Origin of the sequence: Sphaerisporangium corydalis (genome assembly GCF_025506355.1) — a bacterium.
GTDB classification, from domain to species: domain Bacteria; phylum Actinomycetota; class Actinomycetes; order Streptosporangiales; family Streptosporangiaceae; genus Sphaerisporangium; species Sphaerisporangium corydalis.
The window spans coordinates 1-16,240 of the sequence record NZ_JANZYP010000110.1; the positions used below are offsets into that span (position 1 = coordinate 1).

16 protein-coding genes are annotated in these 16,240 nt (G+C 66.7%); 13 read left to right on the plus strand and 3 right to left on the minus strand.

The genetic code is table 11. The features are described 5' to 3' along the window. The first annotated feature begins 181 nt into the window (after positions 1-181). The 6 genes from NYZ98_RS40090 (at position 182) to cysN (ending at position 7,449) form a co-directional block, all read left to right on the plus strand. A complete protein-coding gene (locus NYZ98_RS40090) occupies positions 182-781 on the plus strand; it encodes a 50S ribosomal protein L25/general stress protein Ctc (RefSeq protein ID WP_262850559.1) in 600 nt (199 codons plus the stop codon). A gap of 1,189 nt (positions 782-1,970) precedes the next feature. Beyond that, the gene (gene pth / locus NYZ98_RS40095) at positions 1,971-2,567 is read left to right on the plus strand and encodes an aminoacyl-tRNA hydrolase (RefSeq protein ID WP_262850561.1); all 597 of its coding nucleotides are present in this window, start codon (positions 1,971-1,973) and stop codon (positions 2,565-2,567) included. Positions 2,568-2,760: 193 nt separating this feature from the next. After that, positions 2,761-4,233: a sugar transferase gene (locus NYZ98_RS40100; protein WP_380708839.1), complete on the plus strand. Its 1,473-nt coding sequence runs from the start codon at positions 2,761-2,763 to the stop codon at positions 4,231-4,233. A 127-nt stretch (positions 4,234-4,360) separates the two neighbouring features. After that, on the plus strand, positions 4,361-5,179 hold the full coding sequence (locus tag NYZ98_RS40105; RefSeq protein WP_262850564.1) for a 3'(2'),5'-bisphosphate nucleotidase CysQ: 819 nt from the start codon (positions 4,361-4,363) through the stop codon (positions 5,177-5,179). A 25-nt stretch (positions 5,180-5,204) separates the two neighbouring features. Further along, positions 5,205-6,119, plus strand: a complete 915-nt coding sequence (gene cysD, locus NYZ98_RS40110; protein WP_262850567.1) for a sulfate adenylyltransferase subunit CysD — start codon at positions 5,205-5,207, stop codon at positions 6,117-6,119. A 67-nt stretch (positions 6,120-6,186) separates the two neighbouring features. Continuing rightward, positions 6,187-7,449 carry a sulfate adenylyltransferase subunit CysN gene (gene cysN, locus NYZ98_RS40115; protein WP_262850570.1) on the plus strand — a complete coding sequence of 421 codons (1,263 nt, stop codon included), beginning with the start codon at positions 6,187-6,189 and terminating at the stop codon, positions 7,447-7,449. A 223-nt stretch (positions 7,450-7,672) separates the two neighbouring features. Here cysN and NYZ98_RS40120 read toward each other — a convergent pair whose 3' ends face one another. After that, positions 7,673-8,416: a hypothetical protein gene (locus tag NYZ98_RS40120; RefSeq protein WP_262850572.1), complete on the minus strand. Its 744-nt coding sequence runs from the start codon at positions 8,414-8,416 to the stop codon at positions 7,673-7,675. A gap of 1,015 nt (positions 8,417-9,431) precedes the next feature. On the opposite strand from NYZ98_RS40120, the gene NYZ98_RS40125 reads away from it, so the two are divergent. Beyond that, positions 9,432-9,884 (plus strand): DUF1707 and DUF4870 domain-containing protein, encoded by a 453-nt coding sequence (locus NYZ98_RS40125; RefSeq protein ID WP_262850574.1) that lies wholly within the window; start codon positions 9,432-9,434, stop codon positions 9,882-9,884. Between the two features lie 149 nt (positions 9,885-10,033). Here the strand turns inward: NYZ98_RS40125 and NYZ98_RS40130 are convergent, their stop codons facing one another. Next, positions 10,034-10,492, minus strand: coding sequence for a GNAT family N-acetyltransferase (locus tag NYZ98_RS40130; protein ID WP_262850575.1), 459 nt, complete (start codon positions 10,490-10,492; stop codon positions 10,034-10,036). 152 nt (positions 10,493-10,644) lie between these two features. Between NYZ98_RS40130 and NYZ98_RS40135 the strand changes: the two genes are divergently transcribed. After that, a complete protein-coding gene (locus NYZ98_RS40135) occupies positions 10,645-11,070 on the plus strand; it encodes an SRPBCC family protein (RefSeq protein ID WP_262850576.1) in 426 nt (141 codons plus the stop codon). Here the strand turns inward: NYZ98_RS40135 and NYZ98_RS40140 are convergent. Beyond that, positions 11,042-11,665: an ATP-binding protein gene (locus tag NYZ98_RS40140; protein WP_262850579.1), complete on the minus strand. Its 624-nt coding sequence runs from the start codon at positions 11,663-11,665 to the stop codon at positions 11,042-11,044. The two genes, NYZ98_RS40135 and NYZ98_RS40140, sit on opposite strands and share 29 nt — an antisense overlap. A gap of 230 nt (positions 11,666-11,895) precedes the next feature. Between NYZ98_RS40140 and NYZ98_RS40145 the strand changes: the two genes are divergently transcribed. The 5 genes from NYZ98_RS40145 (at position 11,896) to NYZ98_RS40165 (ending at position 14,960) form a co-directional block, all read left to right on the plus strand. After that, on the plus strand, positions 11,896-12,732 hold the full coding sequence (locus tag NYZ98_RS40145) for a helix-turn-helix domain-containing protein (protein ID WP_262850582.1): 837 nt from the start codon (positions 11,896-11,898) through the stop codon (positions 12,730-12,732). Then, positions 12,720-12,929, plus strand: a complete 210-nt coding sequence (locus NYZ98_RS40150) for a DUF397 domain-containing protein (RefSeq protein WP_262850584.1) — start codon at positions 12,720-12,722, stop codon at positions 12,927-12,929. The genes NYZ98_RS40145 and NYZ98_RS40150 overlap by 13 nt, the downstream gene beginning before the upstream one ends. A 16-nt stretch (positions 12,930-12,945) precedes the next feature. Continuing rightward, positions 12,946-13,164, plus strand: coding sequence for a DUF397 domain-containing protein (locus NYZ98_RS40155; protein WP_262850587.1), 219 nt, complete (start codon positions 12,946-12,948; stop codon positions 13,162-13,164). Positions 13,165-13,302: 138 nt separating this feature from the next. Then, entirely contained in the window at positions 13,303-13,884 is a 582-nt protein-coding gene (locus NYZ98_RS40160; RefSeq protein WP_262850590.1) for an RNA polymerase sigma factor, read from the plus strand. Positions 13,885-13,886: 2 nt separating this feature from the next. Continuing rightward, positions 13,887-14,960, plus strand: a complete 1,074-nt coding sequence (locus NYZ98_RS40165) for an LCP family protein (RefSeq protein WP_262850592.1) — start codon at positions 13,887-13,889, stop codon at positions 14,958-14,960. The last annotated feature ends 1,280 nt before the right edge of the window (positions 14,961-16,240 follow it).

Genomic DNA, 16,240 nt, shown 5'->3' on the forward strand with positions numbered 1-16,240 from the left:
ACCCCCCACCCCATTGGAAAGTCGGTCAAAGCCGCCCTGGGGATCGCCCGGCCCGCAGGACGTGGGGCGGGCGGGCTCGGCGGGTCGGGTAGTCTCTGAGGGTTGCCCCGCGCTCGTAACGCCTCCCGCTAGGGCGGATGAGGGAGAGCGCTCCCAGCACCAAGATTCCCTAGGAGACGTCGTGCCCGAAGTTCGCATCACCACCGAGACCCGTTCCGAGTTCGGCAAGGGCGCCGCGCGCAAGATCCGCCGCGCCAGCAAGGTGCCCGCCGTCCTGTACGGCCACGGCATCGACCCCAAGCACCTGACCCTGCCGGGCCACGAGCTCATGATCGCCCTTCGTACGCCCAACGTGCTGATCCGCCTCGAGGGCGAAGGCATCAACGAGCTGGCACTGCCCAAGGGCGTGCAGCGGGACCCGATCAAGGGCTTCTACGAGCACGTCGACCTCCTCCTGGTGAAGAGCGGCGAGAAGGTCACGGTCGACATCCCGGTCACCACGACCGGCGACATCGCCCCCGGCGGCCTGCTCGACCAGCAGCTCATCTCCGTCTCCGTCGAGTCGGAGGCCACGCACATCCCGACCGGCGTCGTGGTCGACATCGAGGGCCTGAAGATCGGTGACGTCGTCACCGCCGCCGACCTGAAGCTGCCGAAGGGCACCTCCCTGGTCGCCGAGCCGGAGACGGTCGTCCTCCAGGTCACCAACGTCCCGACCGCCGACACCGGCGAGACCGAAGAGGGCACCGAATCCGAAGGCTCCACCGACAGCTCCGAGTAACCCCCTGTCGCAACCCTTCACCGCCGGGGCAGCCCCAGAGCCCCCACGCCCTCCGGCCGCCCCGGCAACACACCACCCTCCCGCCAACCCGCCCCCTAGGCCGGCTCGGGACGTCGCACCCTCGCCCGCCCATCCCGCACCCTTCCTTTCCTTCCGCTCCCATGACGTCGCTGCTTGTGGGCGCCGACGCGGTGGGAGGTGGTACGGCGATTTCGGCGTCCTGTACGGTGCCGGGCCCGGTGGAAAGGTCCTCGCCTTCGGCTCGGGCAGTTTTCCCAAGGCCTACCGGCCCTGCCGATTTCCCCGTGGCAAGCCAACCCTGCCGATTCCCGTGCCTGCCGGTCCTGCCGATTTCCCCGTGCCTGCCAGCCCTGCCGACGTTCGCTGGCCTCGGCTGCTAGCCTCCCGAGCCCTCTCTAGGCTGCCGACCTCCCGAGCCCCGCACCCTCCTTCCGTTCCCATGACGTCGCTGCTTGTGGGCGCCGACGCGGTGGGAGGTTACCGCTGGCCCCAGGTACGGCGATTCCGGCGCCCGTTACGGCGCCAGACCCCCGTCGACCAACAGCCAGACCCCTTCGACCGCCCGCTGGCCCCTCCGTCCGCCACCCGGCCCACGCCCCCCTCCCGCCGCCAAAGCAAGGAATGTCGGCGGGGCCGGTAGGCCACGGGGGAATCGGCAGGGCCGGTAGGCCTTGGGAAAACTGCCCGAGCCGAAGGCGAGGACCTTTCCCCGGGCCCGGCGCCGTACAGGGCGCCGTAATCGCCGTACCGCGTCCCGCCGCGTCGGCGCCACGACCTGTCAGCGTGTGCGGGGAGACGATCGAGGAGAGCTCGGGAGGTCGGCAGTCGACTGGCCCATCCCGCGCCCTCATTCCGGGTGCTCGCCGCCCCTTCCCGCTCCCACGCCGCGCCCCCCCTTCCGGGTGCTCGCCACCCCCTCCCGCCGCCGGCCCAAGCCCCCTTCTTTCAGGTGCTCGCCACCCCCTCCCCGCTCCCACGACGTCCCTCACGAGGGCGCCGGCGCGGTGGGACGTAGTACGGAGAAGTCGGCGCCTTGTACGGTGGCGTGCCGGGGGTTCTAGAGCCGGCGGGCCGGCCAGGCCGTCGAGGACTCTGACAGGGTCGTAGGACCGACCTCCGAGCCGGATGATTGAGCGGAACAGAGTTGAGCGGAACAGAAAGGTCGGTCGTGGACCGCTGGTTGATCGTCGGATTGGGTAACCCGGGGCCGGAGTACGCCGGCAACCGGCACAACGCCGGTTTCATGGTGCTGGACGAGCTCGCGGCGCGCGCCGGCGGCCGGTTCAAGTCACACAAGGCACACGCCGAGGTCGTCGAGGGACGCCTCGCCTCCGGCCCCGCCGTGCTGGCCAAGCCCCGCTCCTACATGAACCTCTCCGGCGGCCCGGTGAAGTCCCTGGCCGACTTCTACAAGATCCCCCTGCCGAACGTCATCGTCGTCCACGACGAACTCGACATCCCGTACGGCGCGCTGCGCGTCAAGCTCGGCGGCGGCGACAACGGGCACAACGGCCTGCGGTCGATCACCAAGTCGCTGGCCACCAAGGACTACCTTCGGGTCCGCTTCGGCGTCGGCCGCCCGCCGGGCCGCATGGACGCGGCCGACTACGTGCTGCGCGACTTCGCCACAGCGGAGCGCAAGGAACTGCCCTTCCTGGTGGACCGCGCCGCCGATGTCGTGGAGTCCCTCATGACCTCCGGCCTGGAGGCCACCCAGAACACCTTCCACCCCTCCGACCTGAAACCCACCAAACCCCCCCGCTGACCCGTCCCGGGCCACCCCCACCCCCGCCCTGAGCCATCTCCGGCTCCAGTCCCCTCCAGCTCCGGCCGCCCCAAGCGCCCGCACTCCCGACCGGGGCCGCCAGGTCAACGGAGTTTCCAGAACACGTCAAGGTTCGTCGGCGGGACCGATAACATCGTCACGGAAAGTGTCCACTCGACTACGTGGGGGATTCGTGGGGGGCGGGGATGGGTCGGCGGTCATCGTCCGGCGGGTGGCGGCGGAGCAGGGGTCCAGATCGTCGCCTGCCCGCCCGTGCCTGCCCCAATGGGCCCTGCGCTACCGCCGGCACGCCGTGGCCGCCGATCTAGGATGCGGCCTGCTGGCCGGTGCCGCCGCCGTCCTGGTGCGCTTCGGCGAGGTGACGCCGTATGTCACGCCCTACCTCCTGCTCAGCCTGGTCCTCCCGCTCCTGTGGGTGGGCGCCGTAGGCCTCAACCGCGCGTACGAGGCCCGGCTGATCGGTGTCGGCTCCGAGGAGTTCCGCAGGATCACGCAGTGCGGGTTCAGCCTCACCGCCGGCGTGGCGATCGCGGCCTACGTGACCAAGACCGACCTCGCCCGCGGGTACGTGGTGCTCGCCCTTCCGCTGATGACGGCCCTCACGCTCTCCTGCCGGTACGGCCTGCGCCGCCGGCTGCACGCGATGCGCGGCGGCGGGCTGTGCATGCGGCGCGTCGTGGCCGTGGGCCATCGGGAGTCGATCGCGGACCTGATCCGGCGCTTCCGGCGCGAGCGGTACCACGGCATGGAGGTCGTGGGCGCCTGCCTGCCGCGCGAGGAGCCCACGCGGGACGTGGAGGGGGTGCCCGTGCTGGGCGACTTCTCCGACGTGCCCTTGGTGGTCGGTCAGGCCTCGGCCGACACCGTCGCCGTGCTCGCCTGCCCCGAGCTCGACGGGACGGCGCTGCGCCGTCTCGCCTGGCGCCTGGAGAAGACCCGCACCGACCTCGTCGTCGCCCCCGCGCTGATGGAGGTGGCAGGGCCGCGTACGACGATCAGGCCGGTGGCGGGCCTGCCGCTGCTGCACGTCGAGCATCCCGAGCTCTGCGGGATCCGCCAGCTTCTCAAGAACGTATTCGACCGCGCCGTGGCGGCCTTCGCCATCGCCGTCCTGGCGCCCGTGCTCTCCTTGCTCGCCGTGGCCGTGCGGGCCACGAGCCCCGGGCCCGCGCTGTTCCGCCAGACCCGGGTGGGCAGGGACGGCGTCGAGTTCACCATTCTCAAGTTACGCACGATGAGCCGGGACGCCGACCTGCGGAAGGCCGATCTCGTGAGCGACCGCGCCGACACGCTGTTCAAGATCAGGAACGATCCAAGGATCACTCCCTTAGGCGGCTGGCTGCGGCGACATTCCTTGGACGAGTTACCGCAACTGGTCAACGTCCTGCTCGGGCACATGTCGCTGGTCGGGCCGAGACCCCCGCTCCCGGAGGAGGTCGCGGGGTACGGAGACGACGTCCGGCGGCGGCTGGTCGTCCGGCCGGGCATGACAGGGCTGTGGCAGGTCAACGGCAGGTCTGATCTTTCGTGGGAGGAATCGGTACGGTTGGACCTGCGTTATGTCGAGAACTGGTCGCTCACGCTGGATCTACAGATCCTGTGGAAGACCTGGTCCGCCGTCGCACGCGGCTCGGGCGCCTACTAGCCCCGGCGCGAGCGGAAGGCGGCCCGAGCATCGGCCAGCCGAACCGGCGAAACGGTCCGGTTCGGCGAGACTGGGGTTCAGGGCCGGTGGGGTTCGCCGGTAGGCGGCAAGCAGCAGGAAGGGCGACGTGACGATACGGGACGACCACGCACTGGCGAGGGATATCGCGACCGAGGCGGGGGAGCTGCTGCTGGCGTTGCGGTCCCGCGAGGGGTTCGACGACCCCACGGCACTCCGTCATGCCGGTGACCTTGAGTCCCACGCCTTCCTGGCGGAGTCGTTGTCGCGCCTGCGGCCGAGCGACCGCGTGCTGTCCGAGGAGGGCACCCGCGAGGAGCGTCTCGACCCGCGCCGCCAGACGGCCGACCGCGTGTGGATCATCGATCCGCTCGACGGAACCCGCGAGTACGGCGACCAGGGCCGTTCCGACTGGGCCGTGCACGTGGCCTTGTGGCAACGCACCCCCCACCCACACCCGACCCAGGCCTCCTCCCCAGGCGTCGTGAACGGGCATGGGGTGCTGGTCGCGGGGGCCGTGGCGTTGCCCGCCCAAGGGGTGACGCTCACCACGGCGTCCCCGCCCGAACCGCCCGCCCCCCGCCAGGGCAGGATGCGCATCGCCGTCAGCCGCACCCGGCCGCCCGAATTCGTCAGGAAGCTGGCCTACCTCGTCGGCGCCGACCTCGTGCCGATCGGCTCGGCGGGCGCCAAGATCGCGGCGGTGCTCACGGGGCAGGTGGAGGCCTACGTCCACGCCGGAGGCCAGTACGAGTGGGACTCGGCCGCCCCCGTGGCCGTCGCGCAGGCGGCCGGCTTCCACGCGAGCCGCATCGACGGGTCGCCGCTGGTCTACAACCAAGGCAACCCCTCGTTGCCGGATATCCTGGTCTCCCTACCGGATCTGGCGCCAACGTTGCTCGCCGGCATCCGGGACGTCCACCGTTAGGGAAAGACTCCCGGAGGAAGTGCGCATGCTTCAGAGCGACTACACGACGTCGCAGCTCGACGTACTCGAAGCCGAGGCGATCCACATCATGCGTGAGGTCGCGGCCGAGTTCGAGCGTCCCTGCCTGCTCTTCTCCGGCGGCAAGGACTCGATCGTCATGTTGCGGATCGCCGAGAAGGCCTTCTGGCCGGCGCCGATCCCGTTCCCCCTGATGCACGTCGACACCGGCCACAACTTCACCGAGGTCATCGAGTTCCGTGACCGGCGCGCCACCGAGCTGAACGCCCGCCTGGTCATCGCGTCCGTCCAGGACTCGATCGACGCGGGACGGGTGGTGGAGGAGACCGGGCGGCGGGCGAGCCGCAACCGCCTCCAGACCACGACCCTGCTCGACGCCATCGAGGAGCACGAGTTCGACGCCGTTTTCGGCGGCGCCCGCCGTGACGAGGAGAAGGCGCGCGCCAAGGAGCGGGTGTTCTCCTTCCGCGATGACTTCGGCCAATGGGACCCGAAGAACCAGCGGCCCGAGTTGTGGAACCTGTACAACGCGCGCATCCGCAAGGGCGAGCACATCCGGGTGTTCCCGCTGTCGAACTGGACCGAGCTCGACATCTGGGACTACATCCGGCGTGAGCGCATCGAGATCCCGTCGATCTACTTCGCGCACACCCGCAAGGTGTTCGAGCGCGACGGGATGCTGCTCGCGGACGAGGACGTCGTCAACCGCGACGAGGACGAGCCGATCTTCGAGACCGTTGTGCGTTACCGCACGGTGGGCGACATCACCTGCACCGGCGCCGTGCAGTCCACCGCCGCCACGGTGGAGGAGATCATCGCCGAGATCGCCGCCACCCGTATCACCGAGCGCGGAGCGACCCGGGCCGACGACCGGGCCTCAGAGGCCGCCATGGAGGACCGCAAGAAGGAGGGCTACTTCTGATGCCGCCCCTTCTCGCAGCCACCTTCCCGCGCCGGGCGCGCCGTACTACCAGTGGAGAGCGGTTCTGATGGACATCCTGCGTTTCGCAACGGCGGGTTCGGTCGACGACGGCAAGTCCACCCTGATCGGACGGTTGCTGTTCGACTCCAAGGCGATCTTCGAGGACCAGCTCGAGGCGGTCGAGCGCACCAGCCGCGACCGGGGCACCGAGTACACCGACCTGTCGCTGCTGACCGACGGGCTGCGGGCCGAGCGCGAGCAGGGCATCACCATCGATGTCGCCTACCGCTACTTCGCCACCCCCAAGCGCAAGTTCATCATCGCCGACACCCCCGGGCACATCCAGTACACCCGCAACATGGTCACCGGCGCCTCCACCGCCGACCTGGCCATCGTGCTGATCGACGCGCGCAAGGGCGTGGTCGAGCAGTCCCGCCGGCACGCGTTCCTGACCACGCTGCTGCGGGTGCCCCACCTGGTGCTCGCGGTCAACAAGATGGACCTGGTCGACTACTCCCGGGACCGGTTCGAGGAGATCCGCGAGGAGTTCACCGCCTTCGCGGCCAAGCTGAACGTCACCGACCTGACGTTCATCCCGATCTCGGCGCTGCACGGCGACAACGTGGTGGCCCGGTCGGAGAACATGCCGTGGTACCACGGCACCTCGCTGCTGCACCACCTGGAGAACCTGCACATCGCCTCGGACCGCAACCTGGTCGACGTGCGTTTCCCGGTGCAGTACGTCATCCGCCCGCAGCGGGCCACCGACCCCGCCTTCCACGACTACCGAGGGTACGCCGGCCAGGTCGCCGGAGGCGTGATCAAGCCCGGCGACGAGGTCATGCACCTTCCGTCCGGGCTGACCACCCGGGTCGCGGCCATCGACACCTTCGACGGGCCCATCGACGAGGCGTTCGCCCCTATGTCGGTCACCCTGCGGCTGGAAGACGACATCGACATCTCCCGCGGCGACATGATCTGCCGCCCCAACAACCGCCCGCAGGTCGCCCAGGAGCTCCAGGCGATGGTCTGCTGGATGGCCGACGGGGTGAAACTGGGCCCGCGCTCCAAACTGGTGATCAAGCACACCACCCGTACGGCGCGAGCGCTCGTACGCGACCTGCACTACCGGCTGGACGTGAACACCCTGCACCGCGACGAGGCCGCCACCTCCCTCGGCCTCAACGAGATCGGCCGGGTGTCGCTACGGGTGACCCAGCCACTGTTCGTCGACGACTACTCCAGGAACCGCCTCACCGGCGGCTTCATCCTCATCGACGAGTCCACCAACGGCACCGTAGGCGCCGGCATGATCGTCGACGCCCGCTGAGCCGTGTAGCCGCGTGCGGTTTGACGTAAGGCCACGAAGTTCGGTTGAACAGGGGAGAACATGGCCGTTGGGCTCCTCGCCCGGTGTCTTGAGACGCTGGGTGAGGGCCAGGCCGGAAGCGGTCTCGGCCGCCGGGGAGGGATTGCCCGTCGCGCCGGCGCTCGGCTGCCACTGGTGTTGCCGCATTTCGGGTAGTACGCTCTAGCGGCGAAATCGACGATCATCAGCACGGAGTTATCTTCAGGGTTTCGCTGAGCATGTAAGCGTATTCGAATGACGTGCGAGTCGGGGCGCGGACCAAGCGGTATTTATGGCCATCCGGGCCGATGCTTTCAATTATTTCGCGGGGAAACGTGATCCGCTCTCCCCGGAGTTTGATTGTGAGCGGTTTGGAGTCGCCCGGAGATCGAAACACATATGAATGCGGCACGGCCACCACGGCGCAGGCAATGGCGGCGTTTTCTCCCATCCCGTCGGAGGCGCCGACGTGCCACCATATCCCTGCTATTCCTGCCACCACGACGGCTGCGATGCCGGACAAGGCGATTATTCTTCGTCTTGACCCGGGCTTGGCTCTGGTATCTACCATCGAATCAAGCGCTAAGTCGGATTTGCTCATATGTACTGTCGGCGGCGGCATCGCCGACTCGACATCGCTGGATACGCCGGTACGACGAATCGCTTCCGCGTGGCTCCAGCGTTTCTTCCACAGGTCGCTGTCGAGGTCAAGTGCTTTGATGACCCAAGAAGCTTCGCTCCATGGAACGCGACGTCCATACGACATTCGGTCATGTAGCGTTTTCGAACTGATCTCCTGACCACTCAGTTGAGCGATCTTCCGCGCCAGTTGGTCACGGGACCATTGTTTGCCCTCCCGCTCGGCATCGAGTTCGCGCCACAAATTGTGGAAATTGTCACGATTGACCGGATTGTGCATCTCGTCACCGATCGACTTCTCGTATCCCATTTGTCCCCTGTAATGGCTTGTTGCAGGACTTCAGACTCGGTCGGATGCCTCAGAAACTCGCAGGTCACGCGGATTTCGGATATCTCGGAATCTGACCTCTCCGAAGACCCTAGCGAGGGCGCGCGGTCATGGAAAGCATGGTCGTCACCTAGGCGAATGCATCACCGCTTCGCCAGAATCTGTTCCGATGGAGGTCGGATGACGGCTCGGATGATCTACCTGAGAAACGCTGTGCTTCTCATGCTCGCGGTACTCGGTGCTGTATGGGGGGAGGGGGCGCAGGCTGTCGCCGATACGGCCACGTCGATTTCCACGTGCGATACCCCTATCTATGCGGCAGCCCGCCCCCCAGCGGCTCGTGTCGGTCCCATACCGATTGCGGAGAACGGCTGGCGAAGCTACATCCTCGGGGTGGCGTCCTATCTACGACGATGTGGTGGATACGTCTACGCTACGCACCAGGTTTATATCGATACTCGCAACCTCCCCAACGGTCACAAAGTCTGGATCAAAGTATCCACTCAACGCAGCGATGGTGTGTGGGCACAGGCACACCGCAGCGCCGTAGTGGAGGTAACAGCGCGACAAAGAGTCGAGGAGGTCATCCTCCATCAAACTCGAGGAATCGGGGACGGGCTCTTCATCGGGAGAGTAAACGTCTGGCACACCGCTACGACGCCAAATAGCGGAGCACTGATTCCAGCGAGCTCAACCCTTACGGCTGACTACCAGCCCTGGTATGGCCGCGAAGCCTCTCCACAGAAGTAGCGGTTCCCTTCGCTGAGTTGGGGGCTTGTGAGCGTTGCTCATGAGCCCCCGTCCGCGCCCGGTTTGCCGTCGACTGCTTCCATCGTGACGCTGGACATCCTGTCCAACCGTCAAAAGGGGTGAAACGGGCGTCATTGTCGGCCTGGGGCGCGTACTCAGTCCCGACTTGCCCGCTTGAAACGGGACACCTGTTCATTCCATTTGGTATAGCTTAGTCGTGCTCTAGCCGTTTTGCCTGGAGGTAGGCGTGCAACCTAACATCCGGATCTCTGACTTCGAGCGTGATCGCGCATGCGCGATCCTGCGTGAGCACCACGCGCTGGGACGGCTCGGTATCCACGAGCTTCCGACCAGGCTGGCGGCGGCGCAGACTGCTGTGACCTGGGGTGACCTTCAAGCGCTCTTTGGCGATATGCCGCCGATCCCCGGCATGCCGCTGGCACCCATGCAGTATGCGCCCCCGATGCCCCCTATCGTTCAGCAGCCGTATTTCCCGCCTCCCCTCATCGCACCGGTTGTGGTCCAAGATCCGGCTGCTGGGTACAAAACAGCAGCTTTGATCTTTTTCCTGCTCGGATTCGTCACCTTCGGCCTGGCGTGGATCCCGGCCATCATTTTCGCGATCATGGCGAGCAATGCGAGGAGCCGCGCGACCCCTGTAAATTATCCAGGGCCTAGAGGCGACGGATCGTTCGGCTAGGGCACCAGCCAGGAGACGCGATCTTCGTGTGGCGGTATCGTGCTCTTCACAAGCCTTTGTCCTCGCCCTTAGTTCAGGCGGTATCACGAAGAGGGCCTGGCCGCTTCCCCGACCTTATCTAAGACTCGCCCCTTGAAGACCCGGCCGGGTCAGTCTTCTGTTAGGACGAGCATGATGTGCTCGTTCTCACCGTGCTGGACGGTGCCGGTGCGCTGGAAGCCGCATTTCTCCAGGAGTCGCACCGAGCCGGTGTTCCCGGCGTACGGATCGGCGTAGAGCGGGCGGATCTTCTCCTCCCGCAAGTAGAGGGTGAGCGCCGCCGTGCCCACGCCTCGGCCCCAGTATTCGCGGCCGAACCAGTAGCCGATGAAGCGCTCGTCGCCTTCCCACCAGGACAACAGGTTGCCCGCCGTCTCGCCGTTCACGGTGACCGTGCGTACCAGGTTGGTGGGATCGGCGAGGATTCGATTGGCCCAGTGGGTCATGAAGGCCTCGCGCTCGCGAGAAGCGAACTTCGACCGCCGGACGGCCTCGGGATCTTGTTCCTGCTGGTGGAAGATCTCGAGATCGGCTTGCTCGACGGCTCTCAGCAGCACTTCGACGCTCATGCCGACCGATTCTGGCACCGGGCACCGACAGTTTCCGGCCCGGCGGAAGCCTCGTCCGTCCTTCTCGCCGACGGGGCCCTGGATTGGCCTTCGACGTGATCTCGGGCGGACACTGGACTCCACTGCGCGCAGGCCGAGGGGGAGCCGTGTCCGTGTCCTACGAGACATCGATCGCTATCAAGGCGGATGCCGGCAAGGTGTGGGCCGTGCTCGTGGACGTCGACCGCTGGGCGGAATGGACCGAATCGGTGACCTCGGCGCGCAGGCTGGACCAGGGGCCGCTGGTCGTGGGCAGCCAGGCGTCGATCCGGCAACCGAGGCTCCGCCCGGCCGTCTGGACGGTGACCACGCTGGAACCCGGTACGTCGTTCGCCTGGGCCTCCCGCAATCCGGGCGTCATCACCGTGGGCGGCCATCGCATCGCTCCGAACCCCGACGGTACCGTCGAATTCACCCTGACCATCGACCATCGCGGACCGCTCGCGTCCCTGATCTGGCTGTTGACCGGTTCGCTGACCCGGCGCTACCTCCAAACGGAGGCCACCGGCCTCAAACACCGCGTGGAGCATTCCTCCTGATCTCGTCAGGACCGTCCTTCGGTTCGACGGGGATCTCGCACCATACGGTCCGGCCGGGTCCTTCAGGGTTGGCGTGGTAACCCCACTCGCCGTCCGACAGCAGGTGGACGATGCCCAGCCCCCGGCCGCTCTCGGTGAGGAGGAACGCCGGATAGGTGCGGATTCGAGGGCCTCCGGCGTTCAGGCCCCGGTCCGTGACCTCGATGCGCAGCCGATCGTCGGACGCGGAGAGCCGCAAGATGAGCGAGTCCGGGGCGGCGATTCCGGCGGATTCGGTGGATGCGGCACGTCCGGTAGATGCGGCGCGTCCGGTTGAACCGGCGGAATCGCTGGCCGCGGTAAGCCTTGTGGAATCGCTCGAAGTGGCGGTTCCCGTGGGTGCGGAGGTTCCGATCGGCATGGGGGACGCGGCGCACCCGGTCACGCTGCGCCGGGCGTGGCGGACCGCGTTGGTCACCAACTCGGAGACGGCCAGGCGTACGGGCTCGTAAGCCGGGTGGTCCTTTCCGAGCCAGTCGCGGACCTCGGCCCGGGCGCGCGAAGCGGATTCGGGATCGCTGGGCAGACAGATTTCTTTGAGCGTATCCGGCGCCATTGATATGCCTTCCCAGTCGTTCCGGGTGAATTCCTGTTCCGTTCGGCCAGTCGGCCGGAGGCGCCGCCGTGACGTCGGCGCGGTCCTCATACGGTCGCAAAGAATCGCGGACGGGAATGGGCATTCGTGTTCGCGATGCGTTCGCAGTCCTGTGAACCTCTCGCGCGATCGTGCGAACACCCAGGATGATGGGCCGGAGGGGGTGTCGAGGGCGAGAGAGGAGCCCCGAGATGAACGTCTCATTGGAACCGGACCCATCCGTGTCCCCGCGCATTCAATTCGGGACGGAATTACGCAAATTCCGACTTACCTCGGGGTTCACTCAGCGGAAACTCTGCGACGCCGTACACCTGTCCATCAGCCAGCTCAGCATGATCGAGAACGGCCATCGATCGCCGAACATGGACCTGGCCCGCAGGGTGGACGAGGTCCTGGGCCTGGGAACGACGCTCACCGCCCTGCTCGACCGCCTGAACCGCGCGGCGGCCCAACTCCCTCGCTGGTTCCGCCCCTGGCTCGACTTCGAACGCGAAGCCGAAGCGCTGCACATATGGGAACTTTCCATGGTTCCTGGACTGCTGCAGATCGAAGGGTACGCGCGGGCCTTGATCGGCAACGAGCCAGGAGTCACGTCAGAGCAAGCCGAAGAGCGTATTTCGGCTCGTCTGGAACGGCAGAAGATCCTTCAGAGGTCTAAGCCGCCCATGTTGTGGGTGGTGTTGGATGAGAGTGTTCTCCAACGGCCGGTGGGCCGTCCCGATGTGATGGCCGATCAGTTGAGCTATCTTCTGGAGGTCGGGGAAAGTGCCCGGGTGTCAATTCAGGTGTTGCCCTATGAGGCTTGCAGCACTGTCGGGTTGCTCGGCGGCTTTGTCATCGCAGACCTGCCTGGAAGTTCCCCGCCTGTGGCGTACATCGACTCGCAAAGCACGGAGGATCGGGTGAGCGATCGAGTCGAAGAGGTGAAAGGTCTAGCATTCAGACATGACGTGATCCGAGCGGACGCCCTGTCGCGGCGGGAGTCGTTCATCATGATCAAGGAGATGATGCGGAAATGGATAGTGTGACCCACGATCTGGCCGATGCCCAGTGGCGAAAGTCCAGCCGCTCCGGTGGAGACGGAAGCAACTGTGTGGAGGTCGCCCATCTGGCCGGCGGGCGCAGAGCCGTGCGAGACAGCAAGGATCGGACCGGCCCTGCTCTGGTCGTCACGCCCTCGGAGTGGGTTACCTTCCTCGACAACGTGAAGGCCAACGCTTCATGAGTCAGGAACTGCTGTTATGAAGGACGATGTGATCCAGAAATGTGACGCTCAGCCACGATGGCGCAGGTCTTCCTTCTCCGGAGACGACGGAAGCAACTGTGTAGAGGTCGCCCATCTGGCCGGCGGGCGCCGAGCCGTGCGGGACAGTAAGGATCGAGGCGGTTCGGTGATCATCTGTACCCCCGCCGAATGGACCGCCTTCCTCGACACCGTGCGGACCGGCCGCTCGGCCTGACCCCCCCGGCACCCGCGTCCGTGATCTCACGTCCTCGGAAGGCTTCCGGGGGAGCCGTGAACCCGTACGGGGACTTGTGGCGAGATATCGCTGACAAGTCCCCCACGGGAAGGCCGGCTCGATGCCATGGTGCCAACGATGACCGCACCTCCCACGACCCGGAGCCTCGATTCGGAGCTCATCGCCGAGTCCAGGACGCGACCAGACGCGTTCGCCGCGCTGTTCGACCGCTACTCCGGCATGCTCTACCGATACGTCTCCCGCCGGCTCGGCCCCGAGGTCGCCGAGGACCTGGTGGGTGAGACGTTCCTGATCGCGTTCCGCCGCCGGGACCACTACGACCTCACCCATCCCGACGCCCGGCCATGGCTGTTCGGCATCGTGACCAAGCTGGTCGCCCGGCACCACCGCACCGAGGCGGCACGCTATCGCGCGCTGATGCGGGCGCCGGTCGAGCACACCACGGAGAGTCCCGCTGATCGGGTGGCCTCCGGGGTCACCGCGACGGCCTCCCGTCCGCTGCTCGCGCCCGCGCTCGCCGGGCTCGCGAAGGGCGACCGCGACGTCCTTCTGCTGATCGCCTGGGGTGACCTCTCGTACGAGGAGGTGGCCGAGGCTCTCGGCATACCGATCGGCACCGTACGTTCCCGCCTCAACCGGGCCAGGCGCAAAGTACGCGCGGCACTTGGCGACTCGAATCCGATGCAGGACGAGGAGTAGCGATGGACGACCTGACGATGCTTCGTGACCTCGGCCGCGACCTGGAGCACGAACCTCCCGCCTCACTGGCCCGCCAGCGCCACCGCCTGCTCGGCTTGGCCGCCGGCGACGGGCCGCTACGCCGGACGTCCGGTCTGATAGGGGGTGATGGGAGGCGTCGGCGGTTGGGTTGGGCGATGCTCATCGCGGTCGCGGGCGTGACCGCCGTACTCGTCGTCATCCCGACGGTGCTCCTACGAGGGACGCCTGCTTCGAGCACTCTGGCGCCGCCCTCCTGGGACAGGCCACCGAAGCGGAGCGAAACCCTCAACGTGCTTCTGGTGGGCTCCGACAAGCGCCCGCCGCCCAAAGCGATGCCCACAATGGACCTCGGCGAGCGAAGTGACGTGATGCTCCTGGTGCACCTGCCCGCGGACCGGAGGAACGTCACGGTGGTCAGCCTGCCGAGGGACTCCCTGGTCCAGATCCCGGCGTGCACGACTTCGGATGGGAAGACCAGCCCGTCACACGTGGACATGATCAATCAGGCGTTCAGTATCGGGGGTCTGAACTGTGCCTGGAAGACGGTCGAGTCCGTGACCGGTGTCCGGGTGGATCACGTGATCCAGATCCGCTACTCCGGATTCGAGGACATCGTGGACGCCCTGGGCGGAGTCGAGGTCACGCTGCCCACGGCGGTGGACGATCGTTTTGCCTCGTTGCGGCTGGCCGCGGGCAAGCATCACCTCAACGGCGAGACGGCGCTGGCGTACGTGCGCGCCCGCCGGCTGGGCGACGGCTCGGACCTGCAGCGGATCAAGCGGCAGCAAGCCTTGATGAGAAACCTGCTGAAGCGGGTCAGTGGTCTGCGGGACCCTGCCCGCCTCGCCGTCCTGGTCGAGGTGGTGCGCAAGTCGATCACCACTGACGCCGGCCTGGACCTGGAGACGATGTACTCCATCGTCGGCGGCGTACAGAAGTCCGAAGCGCGCGTCATGTTTGTCACCGTCCCTCATCGTCCCTCCACACAGGACCCGAACCGGATCGAATGGAGACAACCTGAGGCCGACCGCCTCTTCGCCGACCTGAAGAACTGATCGACACGGCTGAGCGAGCTGGTCGCGATGGCCCGGGGCTGGGCGCCTCGCCCGGTGACCGTCTTCGGGCGGGAGTCGGGTTGGGTCAAGTAGATGGGCACAAGGAGAGGCGCTCGGTGTGGTGGCCCACCCGGCAAGTGGTGTCGTGGGAACCGAGTCCTGCCCACCCAGTCATCGCGACCAGCCCAAATCCGAGTGTTGGCAGGGGGGATCACCCCCTGGTCCAGCGCCGCACAGGGCGCCGATTTCGTCGTCCAACGACCCACCGCCTCGGCGCCTCAGATAGGCACCGTGATGGTTGGAGGGATGATCCCCGACCACGGGATGGTCTACGAACACGCGGTCGTCCATGGCCGGGGATGGGCCGCGAACATAGGGTTATCCGCGAGAACGGGACGGTCTGGTGTCCCTTTCGACACTCGCTTTGATGTGTGGTGGTTCCCGCGCTCTGCTTGAGTTCGGTGCGACTTCTTGGTTCCGTTTGGGCTCATCGCGACTCCAGGTTCGGCTTGATGGGTTGCGATGGTTGGGTGGGCGGGACTCGGTTCCCCGTGACGCTGCTTAACGGGTGGGCAGGACTCGGTTCCCCGCGACGTTGCTTGCCGGGTGGGTCGTCTGCACCGAGTGCCTCTCCTTACGCCCATCTCTTGAACCACCCCGGCTCCCGCGCGAAGAGCTACACGGACGGTCACCGGTTGGCCGCGCATATGGCATCGCTTTCGTCGTACCGCATCTCGCCGCCTTGGCGCTGGGGGGAAGGTCGCCTTGACGACGAAGTGGATCCAGCCTGGCCGAAAAGGGCCGGGGCGCCATGAGTCAGTAGCGATCTCGTCCGGGCGACAGGGGCGGGGAGCGATGGTGGCGGGTCGTTGAGGGCGGGGCGAAGTGGCGGAAGGCAATAGTGGCGGGGGGGCGGAAGGGCCGGGAGGCCTTGAAAAACTGCCCGAGCCCCAGGCGAGGACCTTTGGATGCGTGGTGGTTCTCGCGCTCTGCTTGAGTTCGGTGCGACTTCTTCGCTCCGCTTGGGCTCATCGCGACTCCACGCTCGGCTTGATGGATCGCGATGGTTGGGTGGGCAGGACTCGGTTCCCCGCGACGCTGCTTGCCGGGTGGGTCGTCTGTACCAAGCGCCTGTCCTCGTTCCCGAGGGGTTTGAACCGCGCCGGGATTGATGGAGACTTCATCGGTTGGAAAGGATGGAGTCCATGTCAGGTCGATCCAGTTCCCCTCACCCTGCCCAGCGTCGCTATCCACCGGAGCTGAAGGAACGGGGGGTGCGG

Excerpts from the sequence above, each read along its gene's own strand:
- NYZ98_RS40155 (WP_262850587.1), top strand. The coding sequence starts at position 12,946 with ATGAAGGACGATGTGATCCAGAAATGTGACGCTCAGCCACGATGGCGC.
- NYZ98_RS40120 (WP_262850572.1), bottom strand. The coding sequence starts at position 8,416 with ATGGGATACGAGAAGTCGATCGGTGACGAGATGCACAATCCGGTCAAT.
- NYZ98_RS40140 (WP_262850579.1), bottom strand. The coding sequence starts at position 11,665 with ATGGCGCCGGATACGCTCAAAGAAATCTGTCTGCCCAGCGATCCCGAA.
- NYZ98_RS40150 (WP_262850584.1), top strand. The coding sequence starts at position 12,720 with ATGGATAGTGTGACCCACGATCTGGCCGATGCCCAGTGGCGAAAGTCC.
- cysN (WP_262850570.1), top strand. The coding sequence starts at position 6,187 with ATGGACATCCTGCGTTTCGCAACGGCGGGTTCGGTCGACGACGGCAAG.
- NYZ98_RS40160 (WP_262850590.1), top strand. The coding sequence starts at position 13,303 with ATGACCGCACCTCCCACGACCCGGAGCCTCGATTCGGAGCTCATCGCC.
- NYZ98_RS40130 (WP_262850575.1), bottom strand. The coding sequence starts at position 10,492 with ATGAGCGTCGAAGTGCTGCTGAGAGCCGTCGAGCAAGCCGATCTCGAG.
- NYZ98_RS40165 (WP_262850592.1), top strand. The coding sequence starts at position 13,887 with ATGGACGACCTGACGATGCTTCGTGACCTCGGCCGCGACCTGGAGCAC.
- cysD (WP_262850567.1), top strand. The coding sequence starts at position 5,205 with ATGCTTCAGAGCGACTACACGACGTCGCAGCTCGACGTACTCGAAGCC.
- NYZ98_RS40145 (WP_262850582.1), top strand. The coding sequence starts at position 11,896 with ATGAACGTCTCATTGGAACCGGACCCATCCGTGTCCCCGCGCATTCAA.